Source organism: Companilactobacillus sp. y65-5 (assembly GCF_057541095.1).
Map to the genome: position 1 here is coordinate 50,927 of NZ_BAAJOA010000008.1, position 16,166 is coordinate 67,092.

A 16,166-nucleotide genomic window follows, 5' to 3' on the forward strand; every position below is an offset into this window, starting at 1 on the left:
AGCGCGACGAAATGAATTTCGTTCAAGCTCCCATTTTTATTAGGCAAAAATACATCGCCTATATATTAACATATCGAACATACTTTCGCCATAAATTTACTCACTTGCGGAAAGACGAGGTAAGTAGATGAAAATAATCAATCCTATCAAGAAAAGAACGCTCAATGAAGCAGCTCCGATAGTTGATTTACCAGTGATCTGCGTAACTATTCCGACTAATACCGGACCCATAACGGCTGAGAATTTACCCAAAATATTATAAAATCCGAAGAACTCGCTCCCTGATTCCTTGGGGATCAGTCTACCAAAATACGAACGGCTTAAAGCTTGAATACCACCTTGACTAGTACCTACCAACACGGCTAATATCCAAAAATCAGTCACGGTATTCAGTTTCAAAGCATATAAACAAATTCCTAAATACAAAATTATCCCAATAAAAATCCCAGTTCTGGTAGAAGTCTTATTGGCTAACCAACCGTACAAAATCGAAAATGGAAATGCCACCAGCTGTACGACTAACAAGACTATCATCAGTGTTGTAGTTGTAATACCCATATCCATTCCAATCGAAGTTGCCATGGTAAAGATCGTATCTACCCCATCAATATAGAAGAAATAAGCTACCAAGAACCAAGCAACATCCTTGTACTGCTTGATATGCTTGAGAGTTTCCCAAACCCTACCAAAACTGGCACTGATCGGATGTGAATCAGCTTTGACGGCATAAACTTGTTTGACATTTCTAATCAGTGGAATATAAAAAATTATCCACCAAGCGGCAGCTAAAACGAAACTCCATCTAGCCACACCATAGCTCGATAACATGCCAAAGCCACTCGTCAATTGTAGGACTAGGAATAATATAAATGCCAAAACCCCACCTAAATATCCAAAGCCATAACCGTAAGAAGATACCTTATCCATCTCTTGATTATCAGCGACATCAGTTAAAAAACTATCATAAAAAAGATTTCCCCCTGAATAACCGATGATGGACAAAATATACACTACTAAGAGCCACGACCACTGATTCGTAGGTACCACACTCAGTCCAAAGGTCATTACGACACCCGCTAGTGCGAAAATATTTAGCATTCGTTTTTTATAGCCCGGATAATCGGCTAGTGCCCCGAGGACTGGAGCTAAGATAGAGACTAATAATGTTCCAAAACTGTTAGCATATCCCCAGTAAGCTGTTGAATTTGCGGCGCTGACACCATTATCCTGTGCAATTGCTTTAAAATATACTGGCAAAACAGCCGTGGTAATAATGATACCATAACCTGAATTCGCCCAATCATAAAATATCCAGCTCCATTGTTGCTTGTTAAACCTCATTTGATCACTCCTTCAATGCATTCTCCTGCTAACGCATCTTTGAAGTGAAGACCTAGTAAACGTGCAAACGTTGGTGCCTCATCAACTAAATTAGCGTGCTCAATGGTCTTTCCAATATTAACAGCTGGACCGTTGAACAAAATCGTAGTTTGATAATCTGGTTTATTAGGATCGTATCCATGCACACCGTGATAACGATCGGGTTGTCCCAACGTATCAAGATCAACCTTTTCAACTACTCCCGGTCGACTACTTTCGTCCGTGAAGTAATAACCCTCTTTGGCTTCCACCATAAAGGTACAATCTGGATCAGCACCGAATTCGATAGCTTGATAACGTGGATAAACTTGCTCTACTCCTTCAACCTGACTGATCAACTGAGCTAATTCTTCCTTTTCAGCGAAATTCTTGGTGTAGATATAAGTTGAACCATCACAGGTTTTCGCCATAACTCGCCAGTCTTTTTCATACGTTTGATCTGATTTAGGCGTTAACCAACCTTTTTGGGCAAACAAGGTGTTGAGATGAATCATCGTATCGACATTGATTTGATAATGGTCTCCTAAAATAACAAAATTAGTGTCATAAAAAGTTCCTGCCCGTTTAGTCGCATCAACAACCTGTGCCACGTGATCGTCCAAGCGATGTAAAGCCTCCATTGCTTCCTTAGAACGAACACCATATCGATGACGCATGCTGTCCATATCAACCAAGTGAAGTAGTGTTAGATTAGGCTTTTTGTGTTCGATCGTATCTACCGCACAGGCGGTGATAAAATCATCTAATTGTGGTTGCTTGATACCATTTCGCAACTTGCCGTATTTATGATCCATTTCCATCAAGAATAATGGTGAGCTGGCCTTGAGTGAGACTAACACTTGGTTAGTCCAAATACGATTGGGAAAAATTTCAGCCAAATTATAATTTATCTTACTCCCAGCTGTCACTGGCCACAAAAAAGCAGCCGTCTTCATCCCTCTTTCATGTGCCAGATCATAGAGTGTTGTTGATTTAATATCTTTTTGGTACCAGAACCAATCTGGTGAACGACGTTCCGGTTGAATCTTAGTATTATTAACGACCCCGTGCACATTTGGATATTGTCCAGTAATGATCGTAGTATGTGATGGATAAGTCAGTGTTGGATAAATCCCCGTAACAGACTTGACCCACGTACCACCTGTTATTAGTTTGTTCAATGTTGGTAGTTCTGCTTGATGCTCACGAATATCTCTAAATCCCAACGAATCTAGCGAGATTATGACCATATGTTGATTTGTTGACAAATTAAATCCCCTCACTCTCATAAGTGATATTATAACGCAAGTAAGTGAATACTTACCAATAAATGTGGCAACTAAAAAATCCGAAACAAGCTCTAACTTGTCTCGGATTTTAACTAATTATTAATTATTATTCCCAACCTTCAATAACCTTAGCAAAGTTATCGATCTTAACTGCGGCATTGTTATCACTGTCACTAGTAATTCCAATATAGAATTTCATCTTAGGCTCAGTACCAGAAGGACGAATTGCTACCCAAGTTCCATCTTCCAAAATAAACTTCAGTGCATCAGCTTTTGGCAAGCCAGTTTCTTTGACACCATCGGCAGTTTTGTCAGTTTGATTCAAATAATCAAGTGATTCCACTACATCAACACCGTTGATTTCTTTGATACCTTCTTCGCGGAATTGTTTCATGATAGCCTTCATTCTATCCTTACCTGAAATACCCTCAAAAGTCTTTGAGATGGTCTTTTCACGGTAATAGCCAAATTCAGCATATAAATCTTCTAGTGCATCATAGATCGTCTTACCCTTTGATTCATAATAAGCAGCAGCTTCAGCCAATAAAATAGTTGACTGCATGGCATCCTTATCACGAACAAATGGTTTAACTAAATAACCATAACTCTCTTCAAATCCGAATAAGAATTCGTGACTACCAGTATCTTCAAAGCTCTGAATTTTTTCAGCGATATATTTGAAACCTGTCAAAACATCGTACATTTTGACAGCATACTTATTAGCAATTGCCGTTGCTAGTTCTGAAGAAACGATGGATTTGACTACGGCACCGTTACTTGGTAATTGTCCTAATTCTTTTTTAGCGTTCAAAATATAATTCAATAATACCGAAGCAATCTGGTTACCAGTCATTAATTTGTATGAATCATCTGGTTGACGAACAGCCGCACCCAATCTATCAGCATCGGGATCAGTAGCGATCAAAATATTAGCACCGATTTTTTTACCCTTTTCAATTGCTAAATCAAATGTTTGAGCAAACTCAGGGTTAGGGAATGGTGTCGTTTCAAATTCTGGATCAAGAATAGCTTGTTCAGTTACCATTGAGAAGTTCTTGAATCCTAATTTTTGAAAGATTCTTGGAGCAATCATCTTACCAGTACCGTGAAGTGGTGTGTAGACAAAATTCATCTTGTCCCCTACTTCTTCAATCAGCTTGTGATCGACAACTACTGTATCTAGTTTTTCTAGATACGCTAGATCAACATCTTCACCGATCAACGTCAATAACTTATCAGCACGTAATTGTTGAACGGTTTTGGTTTCAATAGCAAATAGGTCACTGGCCTTACGTGCGAAGCTAGTAATATTATCTGACTCTACTGGAGGCATCTGTCCCCCATCAGGTCCATAGATCTTGAATCCGTTGTATTGTTTAGGATTGTGACTGGCAGTGATCATGATTCCGGCATATGTGTGGAGACTTCTCACTGCAAATGATAATTCTGGAGTTGGACGCAAGCTATCAAAGATATAACTGTGAATCCCATGCGCACCTAAGACTCTTGCAGATTCATAAGCAAAGTCTTGTGAATGATAACGTGAATCATAGCTGATAGCCACTCCTTGTGACTTCTGTGCATCATCTAAAGTGTCCATGAATGCAGCTAATCCTTCCGCGGCTTGACGAACAGTATAAATATTCATCCGATTGATTCCAGGTCCAATCAATCCACGCATACCAGCGGTTCCAAACTCCATAGGAGCATAAAAAGCTTCTTCGCATGCATCAGAATCATTTTGTAATTCAATTAATTGAGATTTTAACTCAGGATCTAATTCCTTGTAATCTAACCATTGTTGTACTGTTTCTTGCCAAGACATTAAACGGTCCTCCTAATTTGTAAGTACTTACACATTTTTATTATAACAATAAAATTTAAGTAGAGCTTAAAATACACATAAAAATAACCCGTTACCTTAATAACGAGTTATTTAATTCTAAATTGCTTCACAACTTATAATACAGTTAACTGTCGTGCCATAATAATCTGCTAACCTGATCAAAGTTTCAATATCGGGCACTCTAATTCCTGTTTCATAGTGAGATAGTGTCGTTACATCAATGTGTAAAACTTCTGCCACTTGTTTTTGAGTTACCCCATATTTTTGACGGAGTAATTTTAAATTCGTGTGAATATTCAATTCAGAATCTTGAAACACTTGGTTACTTTCATTTATAAATTCGCGCATATAAAACACTCCAATCCTTATCTTTAATTCATAACATATTATATGTTTAAACAAGTTAGAAGTGAAGTCAATTTCGACAAAAATATTTTAATTATTGTGGGTAAAAAAATAAGCCTAGGAATGTTATCCCAGACTTATTGTCTTTATCTCAATTAAGAAGTAACTTTGTCACCTAATGTTTGAATGTAATTGAAGGCTTCTTGACCCGCAACTCCACCGTCACCAACGGCAGTTGCTATTTGACGTAGATCTTTCTTTCTTACATCACCAATAGCATAGACACCGGGTACTTTTGTCTCCATATGGTCAGTTGTATCGATCCAACCATCAGCATCAAGAATACCCAGACTCTTGAATGAATCTGTCATAGGTTGGATTCCCACATAGATGAAGGCTCCACTAGCGGGAACAACGTGTTCATTGCCAGTTTCCTTATCAACGTAACGAACTCCACCGACTTTGCCGTCTTTTTCAACGATTTCTTTTACATCAGCATTCCAAACAAACTTAATCTTGTCATTCTTGAATGCACGATCTTGAAGGATCTTTTGAGCACGTAATTGGTCGCGACGATGGATAATCGTAACTGACTTAGCTAGTTGTGTTAGGTAAACACCTTCTTCAACAGCGGAATCTCCACCGCCAACTACTGCAACGTCTTTGCCCTTAAAGAAGGCACCGTCACATACAGCACAGTATGAGACACCACGTCCAGAGAGTTCTTCTTCGCCGGGAATGCCGATCTTCTTGTATTGTGATCCAGTAGCAATAATGACAACTTTTGCTTCATAGTCTCCATCATCAGTATGAACGATCTTAGTCGTTCCCTTATCCTCAACTGATTCTACAGCACCATAACCAAAGTCGGCACCAAAACGAGTTGATGAATTATACATTTTTTCACTCAAGTCTGGTCCTAAAATAGAATCAAACCCAGGATAATTCTCAATCTCAGCGGTATTGTTCATCTGACCACCATAAATACCGCGATCCAGAATCATTACTGATAAGTTAGCTCTCGATGCATATAGAGCGGCGGTCAATCCACCAGGACCTGCACCAATAACTACTACGTCATATGTTTTCATTAATAGTACCTCCTCTTATATATATTTGCAGATAAGCAAACACATGTACTTATCTGTCTCAACTTTTAAAATCTTACCATTTTCAAAATAAATATCCATTATTTTGCCTCAACATACCACGGCAATCGAAAAACATTGCGACGGCGATAAATAAAAATACTGATAGCGGCGATGAATAAGATCACCGATAACATCTGCGAGACTCTAATGCCGGGCAAAATATACAAACTATCAGTTCTCATACCTTCAACGAAAAATCGTACTGTCGGGTACCAAATCAAATAGGATAAGAAAACTTCTCCTTGTTTGAGTAATTGCTTACGATGCCTGATAGCCAAAATAATAATCAACCCGATCAGATTGAAAAACGACTCATACAAAAATGTCGGTTGACGATAAGCACCGTTGATGTACATCTGTTCAACAACAAAATTAGGCAAATGTAATGACTGCAAAAAGATAAGGCTAGTCTTAGCACCGAATGCCTCTTGATTCATGAAATTACCCCAGCGGCCGACGATTTGTCCAACTAAGACTGACGGAGCGGCTATATCTAACATCAACCAAACCGAGATACCTCGTTTCTTACACAAGACGTATAATACGATCCCTGCAGCGATCAATCCACCATAAATGGCAATGCCTCCATGCCATATTTTGATGATTTCACCCGGATTAGCTAGATAAAATGGCAATTCAAAAATCACATAGTACAAGCGTGCACCTACTAAGCCGATAGGTACTCCCCACAAGACTAAATCCAAAATATTATCGGGATCGATACCACGTTTTTTAGCCTCGGACATCGCCATAACCACTCCGACCAAAGCTCCCAAGGCAATAATAATACCGTACCAATGGATCTCTAGTCCGCCCAGATTAAAGGCTATCGGATTTAATGCTAATAAACTCATTTGTTACCTTCTTCTTCGTGTTTAGTATTTTCTTTGATCAGTGAACCGAGGTTCTCTTCAAATTTCTTCGTGGCGTCATATCCCATATTCTTTGCACGGAAGTTCATTGCGGCAACTTCGATAATAATTGAAATATTACGACCGACCTTAACTGGCACGGTGATTTGCGGAACTTGGACATCAAAAATCGGACGATTATCTTCCATCGAACCTAGACGATCGTAATTTTTGTCAGGTGACCAATCTTCCAGATTTATGATCAATGAGATCTTGCTCTCTTGACGAACAGCTCCGGCACCAAATAAGTTCATCACATCAATGATTCCAATGCCACGGATCTCAAGAAGATGATTCAGGATTTTTGGTGCCTCACCAACGATTGTTTTTTCATCTTGCTGGTAAACATCAACACGATCATCAGCTATCAAACGATGACCTCGCTTAACTAATTCTAGTGCTGTCTCACTCTTTCCAATTCCTGAGTGACCAGTAAGTAAGATGCCAATTCCATAAACATCGACTAAAACACCATGGATCGACTCTCTAGGTGCTAATCGTTGATCCAAGTATTCAGTAACCATACTTGAAAGTCTAGTAGTTGGTAATTCTGACCCAATAACTGGAACACCGTGTTCTTTAGCAGCTCGCAATAGTTCGTCACTTGGTCGAATGTCACGAGATATCAACAATACTGGCGTATCTTCTCGACAAATCTCTAGCATGACTTTATAACGATTATTCGCCGTCATCGAATGTGAATATGCTGATTCTGTTTGACCGAACAATTGAATACGTTCACTAGGGTAATAGTCAAAGTACCCTGTTAATTCGATTCCCGGACGTGAGATATCACTTGTAGTTACTCTTTTTTTATCTAAAAGTTCTTTCCCACCATAAACTTTTAAATTATTTTCTTTAACTAATTCAGATACCGTAACAAAACTTGTCATAAAACAACCCTCGCTAATTTTTATTATTACTTACAATTCTATCATTTTCATCCCGATAAAAGTATTGAGCTGAATCAAGAAAACCAAAATAAAACAAGATGGCAAGTCAGCGGTTGAATACCGACAACTTGCCATCCAGATAACAGCATATTATATCTTCAATTTGAAAGCTTCACTTCAAAAAGGTACTTCTTTGACATTCGTTCTCAAAGTCTTTTATTGAAATTATCTGAAGCATAGTTACTAATAATCGAATTGCAAATCGCTAGGATGATTGCAACAACTACAGCAGCACCAAAACTACTAAAATGAAAAGTATTTGGTCCCATCAATGTCGATGTCAATTCCAAAGTAGCCGCACTGATAACGAACGAGAATAACCCGAAGGTTATGAACGTTATTGGTAGTGAAATAATATGCAGGATTGGTTTGATAGTCCAATTTAAGATTATTAATACAAAACTAGCTAAAATAGCAGTTCCTAGACTGTTCACATAAAACATTCCCGGCAATAATCTAGCAATTGCCAAGAACAGTAAAGTATAGGTCAACATTTTGATTAAAAGTCTCATTTGTTTTTATCACTCCGCTCTTTCGTATTATTTATTTTTCGAATCCGTTTATTAACTCGATTATATGGATTATACGATTTATCAAAGTCTGTTTGTTGGATGTTGCGTTTTTCAGGCATCAGGTAGACGAAAATTATATAGGCTGGAATCGTCAATAAGTATGTGAATGGAGTAATAAAAATCAAGCCCAATCTTATCCAAGTTGAGTCCACTCCAAAATATTCACCTATGCCACCGCACACTCCGGCAAGCATTCTATTAGTGCTAGATCTCGCCATATGTTTTTTCAAGAAATTTCACCTCAACTTTGTCTGAAAAATATACAACATAGTTATGGTGAATTCAACCAACAACCTAATTTGAGTCCGCCATATGTTTACGATTCAATTCAATAACATGTCCACTGTTAAGGTAAACTACCCACTCACAAATGTTAGTTGCATAATCACCAACACGTTCGAGGTAACTGGCTACCAACATGTAAGACGAACCACTCAAAACATTGTCGGCAGTCTTTTGCATATCTTTTATACACAATTCATTGATCATCTTACTCTTATCATCGATCTCGATATCGCGTTGTGCCACTTCCTCTGCCATACCACCATCTTTTTTCAGATAAGCTTCCAATGAATCTTCGACTATACTAGTACTCATGTCGCCCATTTCACTGATCAATTTTTCAATTTCAGGGATACGTGTCTTCCCTTTAACTCTAATCGTCTCCTGAGCAATACTTACAGCATGATCGCCCATACGTTCCAAGTCAGAACTAGCTTTCAAAACCGTAACAATCATACGTAAATCTGATGTAACAGGTTGTTGTAATGCAATCATTTCGAATGAATCTTTTTCTAGATCCATCTCGCGTTTATTGAGATAAGCGTCTTTTTCAATAACTTCCTTAGCTAGTGCTTTATCGTGATTAATATAAGCTTTCACGGACTTCATAATAGCCTCACTAGCCATCATACCCATCTCTGAAAATCTTAAATGCAAATCATTAAGTTGTTCTTCAAAAGTACTACGCATACCGTTGCCCCCTATCCGAATTTTCCTGAGATATAATCCTCAGTTTGTTTTTCCTTTGGATTCAAAAAGATATTTTTTGTTTTATCAGCTTCGATCAATTCTCCATTCAAGAAGAACGCTGTTCGATCAGAAATTCTTGATGCTTGTTGCATATTATGTGTAACTGTAATAATAGTATAGTCTTCACGCAAGTTTAACATAGTAGCTTCAACCTTGGCTGAAGAAATTGGATCAAGCGCAGACGTTGGTTCGTCTAATAGAATGATATCAGGTTTCACTGCTAAAACTCTAGCAATACAGACTCTTTGTTGTTGACCACCAGATAGTGACAATGCACTCTGATGTAGTTTGTCTTTCACGTCATCCCAGACGGCTGCATTCTGCAAGCTCGTTTCCACTGCTTCATCCAACACTTGTTTGTCTCTGATACCTGCTAAGCGTAATCCATAGATTACATTATCATAAACAGAGAACGGAAAAGGATTGGGTTGTTGGAATACCATTCCGACTTGCTTCCTTAATTCTACCGTATCAATGTTAGGTGCGTAAATATTTTTACCATCTAATGAAATAGTTCCGGTGATCGTTACGTCCGGTATTAAATCGTTCATTCGGTTCAAACAGCGAAGATATGTTGATTTACCGCAACCTGAAGGTCCGATTAAAGCGGTGATTTCGTTCTTGTTGAAATCTAAGTTGATTCCCTTCAGTGCTTCTTTCTTACCATAAAATAGGTGTACATCCGAAGATGTTAAAATTTTTTCTGCCAAAGGTGGATCCTCCTACCCAAAATGTCCTGAAACATAATCTTCCGTCGTTTTAATTTTTGGACGAGTAAAGATTTTTCTGGTTTCGTTAAATTCTACAACATGTCCCATATGGAAAAATGCTGTGTAGTCACTAATTCTTGCAGCTTGTTGCATATTGTGTGTAACGATGATGATCGTGAATTGATCCTTCAAATTGAGCATTGTCTCTTCAATGTTGGAAGTAGAAATTGGATCAAGTGCACTTGCCGGTTCATCCATCAATAAGATGTCCGGTTTCATCGCAATTGCACGTGCAATACACAAACGTTGTTGCTGTCCCCCAGAAAGCGCCATTGCACTCTTGTTCAGATCATCTTTGACCTGATCCCAGAGTGAGGCTTGTTTCAACGTCGTTTCCACGATTTCATCTAGCTTTTTTCTATCATGCAAACCGTGACGTTTAAGAGCAAAAGTTATATTTTCGTAAATAGATTTAGCAAAGGGATTGGGGCGTTGAAACACCATCCCTATATGTTTCCTTGTTTCGTAGATATCTACATCGTTCTTATTGATGTCCAAGCCGCGGTAAATGATCTGACCCTTAACCGTTGCTCCAGGTACATTATCGTTCATCCGATTCAAAGACCGCAAGAAAGTTGATTTCCCAGAACCTGAAGCTCCGATCAAGGATGTTATCTTGTATCGCTCAAATTGTAAGCTAGCATTATGCATCGCTTCCTTTTCGCCATAAAACACTTGTAGGTCCTTAGTTGACATGGCAATTTCATGGTCTTCTTCATCTAGATGATGAATAAATTGTTCTTCGCCTTGTTGATTATCCATAAAATTACTCTCCTGTCATTTTTTTGTAGACTAAGTTACCGATGTATCTTGATAATAAGTTAAATAATAATACCGCAATTATCAGAACTGCTGAAGCTCCTGCCGACACTTGAACCGCATCAGGGATAAGTCCTTCAGAGTTGACTTTCCAAATGTGAACCGCCAATGTTTCGGCTGGACGCATTAGATTCAACGGACTAGTAATACTGAAAATATTAAAGTTGGTAAAGTCCAGTGGTGGAGCACTTTGACCGGCTGTGTAAATCAAGGCAGCGGCTTCACCGAAGACTCTACCAGCACCAATGATCATACCAGTGATGATTCCTGGTAGTCCATCAGGAATTATAACATGCAAGACGGTCTCCCACTTTGATAATCCCAGTGCTAATCCAGCTTCACGCTGTGATTGAGGTACTGATCTTAGGGAATCTTCAACGTTACGCGTTAAGATCGGCAAGTTGAAGACTGTCAACGTCAACGCACCTGATAAAATCGAAAAACCAAATTTAAAACTGATTACGAAGATCAAAAATCCAAACAAACCAACAACGATCGAAGGTAGTGAACTTAGTACTTCGATAGAAATCCTGATGACCTCGATCAATTTGTTTTTACCGGCATACTCTGACAAGAAAATACCAGCAGAAATTGAAATCGGTATTGAGATCAACATTGATAAGATCAATAAGAAAAATGAATTGAACAATTGTATCCCGACACCACTACCTGCTTGAAAGGCTTTTGATCCTGATGTTAAGAAGTGCCAGTTAACATAACGTAGACCACTACCCAAAATGTATAACAGTAAACCAGCCAATATCAGAACAATGATGCCAGACATTGCATAAATAACGCCTGTGGCAATTTTATCTTTTACTTTTTCACTGAACATTACATCTTACCTCTCTTTGCAATTAATCTAATGACAAAATTAAATAGCAATGACATAAGAAGCAATAGTAACGCTAATGACCACAATGCATTGTTAGGCGTCGATCCCATGATCGTATTACCCATGTTCATTGTTAAAACACTGGTTAGTGTTGAGGATGGTGATACTAGATTGTTAGGCAATAGCATTGCGTTACCAATAACCATTTGAACAGCTAACGCTTCACCGAAGGCACGTGACATACCAAAAACTACTGCTGTCAAAATCCCCGGCGTAGCTGCCTTGAGGATAACTTTGTTGATTGTTTGCCAACGAGTTGCTCCAAGTGCCAATGATGCTTCACGATAATACCTAGGAACAGCCTTGAGTGCATCAACTGACATTGAAGTAATAGTTGGTAAGATCATAACAAACAGTACAAATGAACCTGCTAAAATACCGAAACCACTACCGCCGGCGATTTTTCGAACAAACGGAACAACAATTGTTAAACCGATGAAACCATAAACAACTGAAGGAATACCAACTAATAATTCAATTACTGGCTGCAAAACCTTACGTCCCCATTTTGGAGAAATTTCTGTCATAAACAAGGCAGCAGCAATTGCAAATGGTGTTCCTATCAGTGCTGCAATCAGCGTAACTGCAAATGAACCAACGATCATCGGTGCAGCACCTACGATCGGATGCCCAGCACTATCTAGCTTATTTGGAGACCAAACTGAATGTGTCAAAAAATTAATTGGATTGACACCATCTTTGATAAAAATAATCAAACCACGGGAGGCAACAAATCCAATGATAGTTACAACCAAAATTACGATAATTGCGGTAAAACTAAATGAAATTATTTTCCCTCGAGTTTCGCGTTTGGCTGAAACTGATTTTTTCGTCAGACTCTCTCTAATCGGATCTTTCATACTACTTTGCCCCCTTTGAAACAGGTGTTACATTACCCTTGTCATCTTTTTGATATTGCATATCTTTGATCGGAACATATTGTAATTTTTTCACGACTTTAGTTTGGATCTTATCTGTCATGATGTAATCCAAGAATCTTTTGGTCATACCAGTAGCTTCACCTTTAGTATATAGGTGCTCATATGACCAGATCTTCCAAGAATTATTTTCGATGTTCTTGATCGTTGGTTTCACATTATCAACTTTAAGTGTCTTAACCGTATCATTCAAATACGGCATAGCCAAATAACTAATAGCACCGTCAGTGTTGTAGACGATTTGACGCACCATACCACTAGAATCTTGTTCTTGTGAGCTGGCAAATTGAGTGTCATTCATAACATCATCTTCAAAAGCTGATCTAGTACCACTTCCGTCAGCACGGTTGATGATAGTTATCTTCAAATCTTGTCCACCAACTTGTTTCCAGTTAGTAATTTGTCCAGAGAAAATTTGACGTAACTGTGTAATTGTCAATGTCTCGACTTTGACTTTTTTGTTGACGATCGGAACCATACCAACAGCGGCAATACGATGATCGACTAGTTTGCTAGCATCAATATTGTCTTTTTGTTCAGCATAAAGATCAGAGTTACCAATATCAACGGCACCCTGTTGAATTTGACTTAACCCTGTACCCGTTCCTCCACCTTGAACATTTACATACTCGTTAGGATTTTCCTTTGAGAATTCTTCACCTGCAAGTTCTACCAACGGTTGGGCTGCCGAAGAGCCAACAGCAGTGATGGTCTTTTGGTCACTGCTACCAGAACAACCAGATAAAACAAAAATTGCAGAGAGCATTACTACGCATAATGCAACAAGCCTTTTTTTCAATATCCTCACCTCTATCCTTTCCATAGTAATATAACGATGTATATTTTTTGTATAAAATAGGCTTAAATTACAAAAAAAATCATAAAAAAAGCAGCTGCCGATTTAATCGGAAGCTGTTTTGTAAATATCATCGTAAATTATAGAACTGTGATGTCATTTGAGCTGACCCATTCTGTTGTAGCAACGTGATACCAAACAGTACCGTTAGAATCAGTCTTAGTCTTGTTGTAATACCAATCAGTGTTAGTCATCAAAGCACGATTTCTAACAATATTACCATCATTGTCATAGATTCTAGCATATGGTGAAGTTGTTGTACGAACTGTACCAGTAGTGGCATCATTGTCAGCACCACTGTTTGTTTCAGCAGTTCCATCGTATTGAGCCAAGTTGTATGTTGCAATCAAACTGTTCAATGATGAAGCATAGTTAGGAGCAGTTGCATATCTACCTTGTAGCCATGCAGTTGCGTCTTTGTATGAAGAAGTATTTTCTTTCCATGTACCACTATAATAGCTTGAATCCCATGCAACGCCGTTACGTAACTTATTACCATTGTCTAAGAATGATTCGTAGTAACTTGGGTATTGTCTAAAGTTAGCATAGATCGTATACCAACCTTGTGAAGCACTCCACTCTGATGTAGGCATTGATACATAGGCACCGTTATAGTCACCCTTGATACCAAATAAGTTGTGACCTTGAGTAGCTAAAGTTGATGTGCCCCAAGCACTTTCAAGGATTGCTTGAGCTAACATAACAGATGTATATAAGTTATATTTAGCAGCAGCTTGTTGAGCCATTGGTACAGCATCGGCTAAGAATGCTTGTTGTTGTGCTGAAGTTACGCCACTGCTTGTAGCTTGAACAACAGCTTTTGTGGATGATTGTGTTTGAACCGCTGTAGAATGTGTAACGGTTGTGTCGGCTTTTTGTACATTAGATCCGGCGATTACATTAGTATTATTATTATTTTGAGTTGTATTACTTACTTGTTCCGAAGACTCTGGAACGCTTGTTGTGTCTGTTGCAGCTGAAGCGACCGTTGGAGCAGCAACGGCAGCCAGTGTGTTGAGAACGGCAACGCTTGTTAACAGCACTTTTTTATTCATTGAAGGTATCCCCCTATATAATATCTAATTATCAGATTACTATTTTGAAAACGTATTTTCAATGAATCTTAGGTTCTGTAACAGAAACTAAATATTGTGTAATAATTCTGCAACATTCTGAGTAAATGAGTACAGTTTTTAAGAATTTATTAAGGTTTTATTGCCTTTACCTTAAATATTAAAAAAAACCACTTTCATTTTCAGAAAGTAGTTTTAAAAATTATTTCATGACAACGTCATCAGCATTGACCCATTCATTAGTTGCAACGTGATACCAGACTGAACCATCAGCGTGGGTTGATTTTTTATTGAAGTACCAATCTGTACTAGTCCTTAAAGCACGGTTCCCGATCGCCTTGCCATTGCTATCACTGATCCTAGCATATGGAGTGGATTTAACGGTAACTACGCCCGTTGTCGAATCATCATTCGAGCTACTGTTAGTTTGAGCACTATTATCAGTGTTATCATCGATACTAGTATCCACATCAGAATTATCAACTGATGTCTGTCCATCATCATATTGTGTCAATCCATATATTTGGATTATATTATTCAAAATAGCAGCATAGGTTGGCTCAGTAGCATATCTACCTTGTAGCCAAGCTGTAGCATCCTGATATGATGAAGTATTCTCCTTCCAAGCTCCACTATAAAAGCTAGAATCCCATGCAACGCCGTTACGAATCTTATCACCATTATCAGCAAAAGACTCATACAAACTAGGATACTTCCTAAAAGCTGCATTAATGTAATAATAACCTTGTTCTGCACTCCATTCAGCGGTTGGGAAGGTGATCGAAGAACCGTTATAATCACCCTTCATACCGAATAAATTATTGCCCATCGTAGCTAAGTCTGATGTTCCCCATCCACTCTCAACAATAGCCTGTGCCAGCATGACTGACGCATAAACATTATATTGTGACGCAGCTTGTTGAGCCATTGGGATGGCTTTAGCCAAAAACTCTTGTTGCTGTGCTGATGTAATATAATTTGTCGATGATTCTACTATCACTTGTTGCAAAGGATTAGTAGTCCCCGACTGAACGATTTCCGAATGAGCAATAGTCGGATCCGCCTTTTTAACATCAGGACCAGCAATCACATTCGTATCACTAGTCTGGTCTGGTGATTGTTGTGCAACAGTCTCATTAGTACTTGCAGCAGAAACGACCGTTGGAGCGGCCACAGCTGCAACGGTATTCAAAACTGCTACACTGGTTAATAGCACTCTTTTATTCATATGCATCCCCCTAATAACGTTATCTAGTTCACAGACTACTATTAGAAAAATACACATTCAATCAATTACCGATTTCATAAATAAAAATTAAACAAATTTGAATTAAAACAACAAAAAACTGAAACAAAT

At 38.5% G+C, this 16,166-nt stretch carries 17 protein-coding genes; all 17 read right to left on the bottom strand.

The features are described from left to right. Nucleotides 1–96: 96 nt before the first annotated feature. Nucleotides 97–1,341 (bottom strand): MFS transporter, encoded by a 1,245-nt coding sequence (locus AC27FM_RS11325; RefSeq protein ID WP_487088389.1) that lies wholly within the window; start codon nucleotides 1,339–1,341, stop codon nucleotides 97–99. Continuing rightward, on the bottom strand, nucleotides 1,338–2,627 hold the full coding sequence (locus AC27FM_RS11330) for an alkaline phosphatase family protein (protein WP_487088391.1): 1,290 nt from the start codon (nucleotides 2,625–2,627) through the stop codon (nucleotides 1,338–1,340). The genes AC27FM_RS11325 and AC27FM_RS11330 overlap by 4 nt, the downstream gene beginning before the upstream one ends. A 127-nt stretch (nucleotides 2,628–2,754) precedes the next feature. Continuing rightward, nucleotides 2,755–4,473: a phospho-sugar mutase gene (locus tag AC27FM_RS11335; RefSeq protein ID WP_487088393.1), complete on the bottom strand. Its 1,719-nt coding sequence runs from the start codon at nucleotides 4,471–4,473 to the stop codon at nucleotides 2,755–2,757. A gap of 117 nt (nucleotides 4,474–4,590) precedes the next feature. After that, nucleotides 4,591–4,842, bottom strand: a complete 252-nt coding sequence (locus tag AC27FM_RS11340; RefSeq protein ID WP_487088395.1) for a helix-turn-helix domain-containing protein — start codon at nucleotides 4,840–4,842, stop codon at nucleotides 4,591–4,593. 152 nt (nucleotides 4,843–4,994) lie between these two features. After that, a complete protein-coding gene (gene trxB / locus AC27FM_RS11345) occupies nucleotides 4,995–5,930 on the bottom strand; it encodes a thioredoxin-disulfide reductase (RefSeq protein ID WP_487088397.1) in 936 nt (311 codons plus the stop codon). Between the two features lie 98 nt (nucleotides 5,931–6,028). Next, complete coding sequence (gene lgt / locus AC27FM_RS11350; protein ID WP_487088399.1) at nucleotides 6,029–6,844, bottom strand: prolipoprotein diacylglyceryl transferase; 816 nt, start codon at nucleotides 6,842–6,844, stop codon at nucleotides 6,029–6,031. Further along, entirely contained in the window at nucleotides 6,841–7,794 is a 954-nt protein-coding gene (gene hprK, locus AC27FM_RS11355) for an HPr(Ser) kinase/phosphatase (RefSeq protein ID WP_487088401.1), read from the bottom strand. The genes lgt and hprK overlap by 4 nt, the downstream gene beginning before the upstream one ends. A 206-nt stretch (nucleotides 7,795–8,000) precedes the next feature. Next, nucleotides 8,001–8,366, bottom strand: a complete 366-nt coding sequence (locus tag AC27FM_RS11360; protein WP_487088403.1) for a phage holin family protein — start codon at nucleotides 8,364–8,366, stop codon at nucleotides 8,001–8,003. Then, a complete protein-coding gene (locus AC27FM_RS11365; RefSeq protein ID WP_487088405.1) occupies nucleotides 8,363–8,656 on the bottom strand; it encodes a PspC domain-containing protein in 294 nt (97 codons plus the stop codon). The genes AC27FM_RS11360 and AC27FM_RS11365 overlap by 4 nt, the downstream gene beginning before the upstream one ends. Nucleotides 8,657–8,720: 64 nt before the next feature. Continuing rightward, nucleotides 8,721–9,398, bottom strand: a complete 678-nt coding sequence (gene phoU / locus AC27FM_RS11370) for a phosphate signaling complex protein PhoU (protein WP_487088407.1) — start codon at nucleotides 9,396–9,398, stop codon at nucleotides 8,721–8,723. An 11-nt stretch (nucleotides 9,399–9,409) separates the two neighbouring features. Further along, a complete protein-coding gene (gene pstB, locus AC27FM_RS11375; RefSeq protein ID WP_487088409.1) occupies nucleotides 9,410–10,168 on the bottom strand; it encodes a phosphate ABC transporter ATP-binding protein PstB in 759 nt (252 codons plus the stop codon). A 12-nt stretch (nucleotides 10,169–10,180) separates the two neighbouring features. After that, complete coding sequence (pstB, locus tag AC27FM_RS11380) at nucleotides 10,181–10,990, bottom strand: phosphate ABC transporter ATP-binding protein PstB (protein ID WP_487088411.1); 810 nt, start codon at nucleotides 10,988–10,990, stop codon at nucleotides 10,181–10,183. 4 nt (nucleotides 10,991–10,994) lie between these two features. Next, nucleotides 10,995–11,882, bottom strand: a complete 888-nt coding sequence (gene pstA / locus AC27FM_RS11385; protein ID WP_487088413.1) for a phosphate ABC transporter permease PstA — start codon at nucleotides 11,880–11,882, stop codon at nucleotides 10,995–10,997. Next, complete coding sequence (gene pstC / locus AC27FM_RS11390; protein ID WP_487088415.1) at nucleotides 11,882–12,802, bottom strand: phosphate ABC transporter permease subunit PstC; 921 nt, start codon at nucleotides 12,800–12,802, stop codon at nucleotides 11,882–11,884. Before pstC ends, pstA begins: the two co-directional genes overlap by 1 nt. A 1-nt stretch (nucleotide 12,803) precedes the next feature. Then, entirely contained in the window at nucleotides 12,804–13,679 is an 876-nt protein-coding gene (locus tag AC27FM_RS11395; protein WP_487088417.1) for a phosphate ABC transporter substrate-binding protein PstS family protein, read from the bottom strand. 137 nt (nucleotides 13,680–13,816) lie between these two features. Then, complete coding sequence (locus AC27FM_RS11400; protein ID WP_487088419.1) at nucleotides 13,817–14,791, bottom strand: glycoside hydrolase family 73 protein; 975 nt, start codon at nucleotides 14,789–14,791, stop codon at nucleotides 13,817–13,819. Between the two features lie 220 nt (nucleotides 14,792–15,011). Next, nucleotides 15,012–16,037 (bottom strand): glucosaminidase domain-containing protein, encoded by a 1,026-nt coding sequence (locus tag AC27FM_RS11405; protein ID WP_487088421.1) that lies wholly within the window; start codon nucleotides 16,035–16,037, stop codon nucleotides 15,012–15,014. Nucleotides 16,038–16,166: the final 129 nt, after the last annotated feature.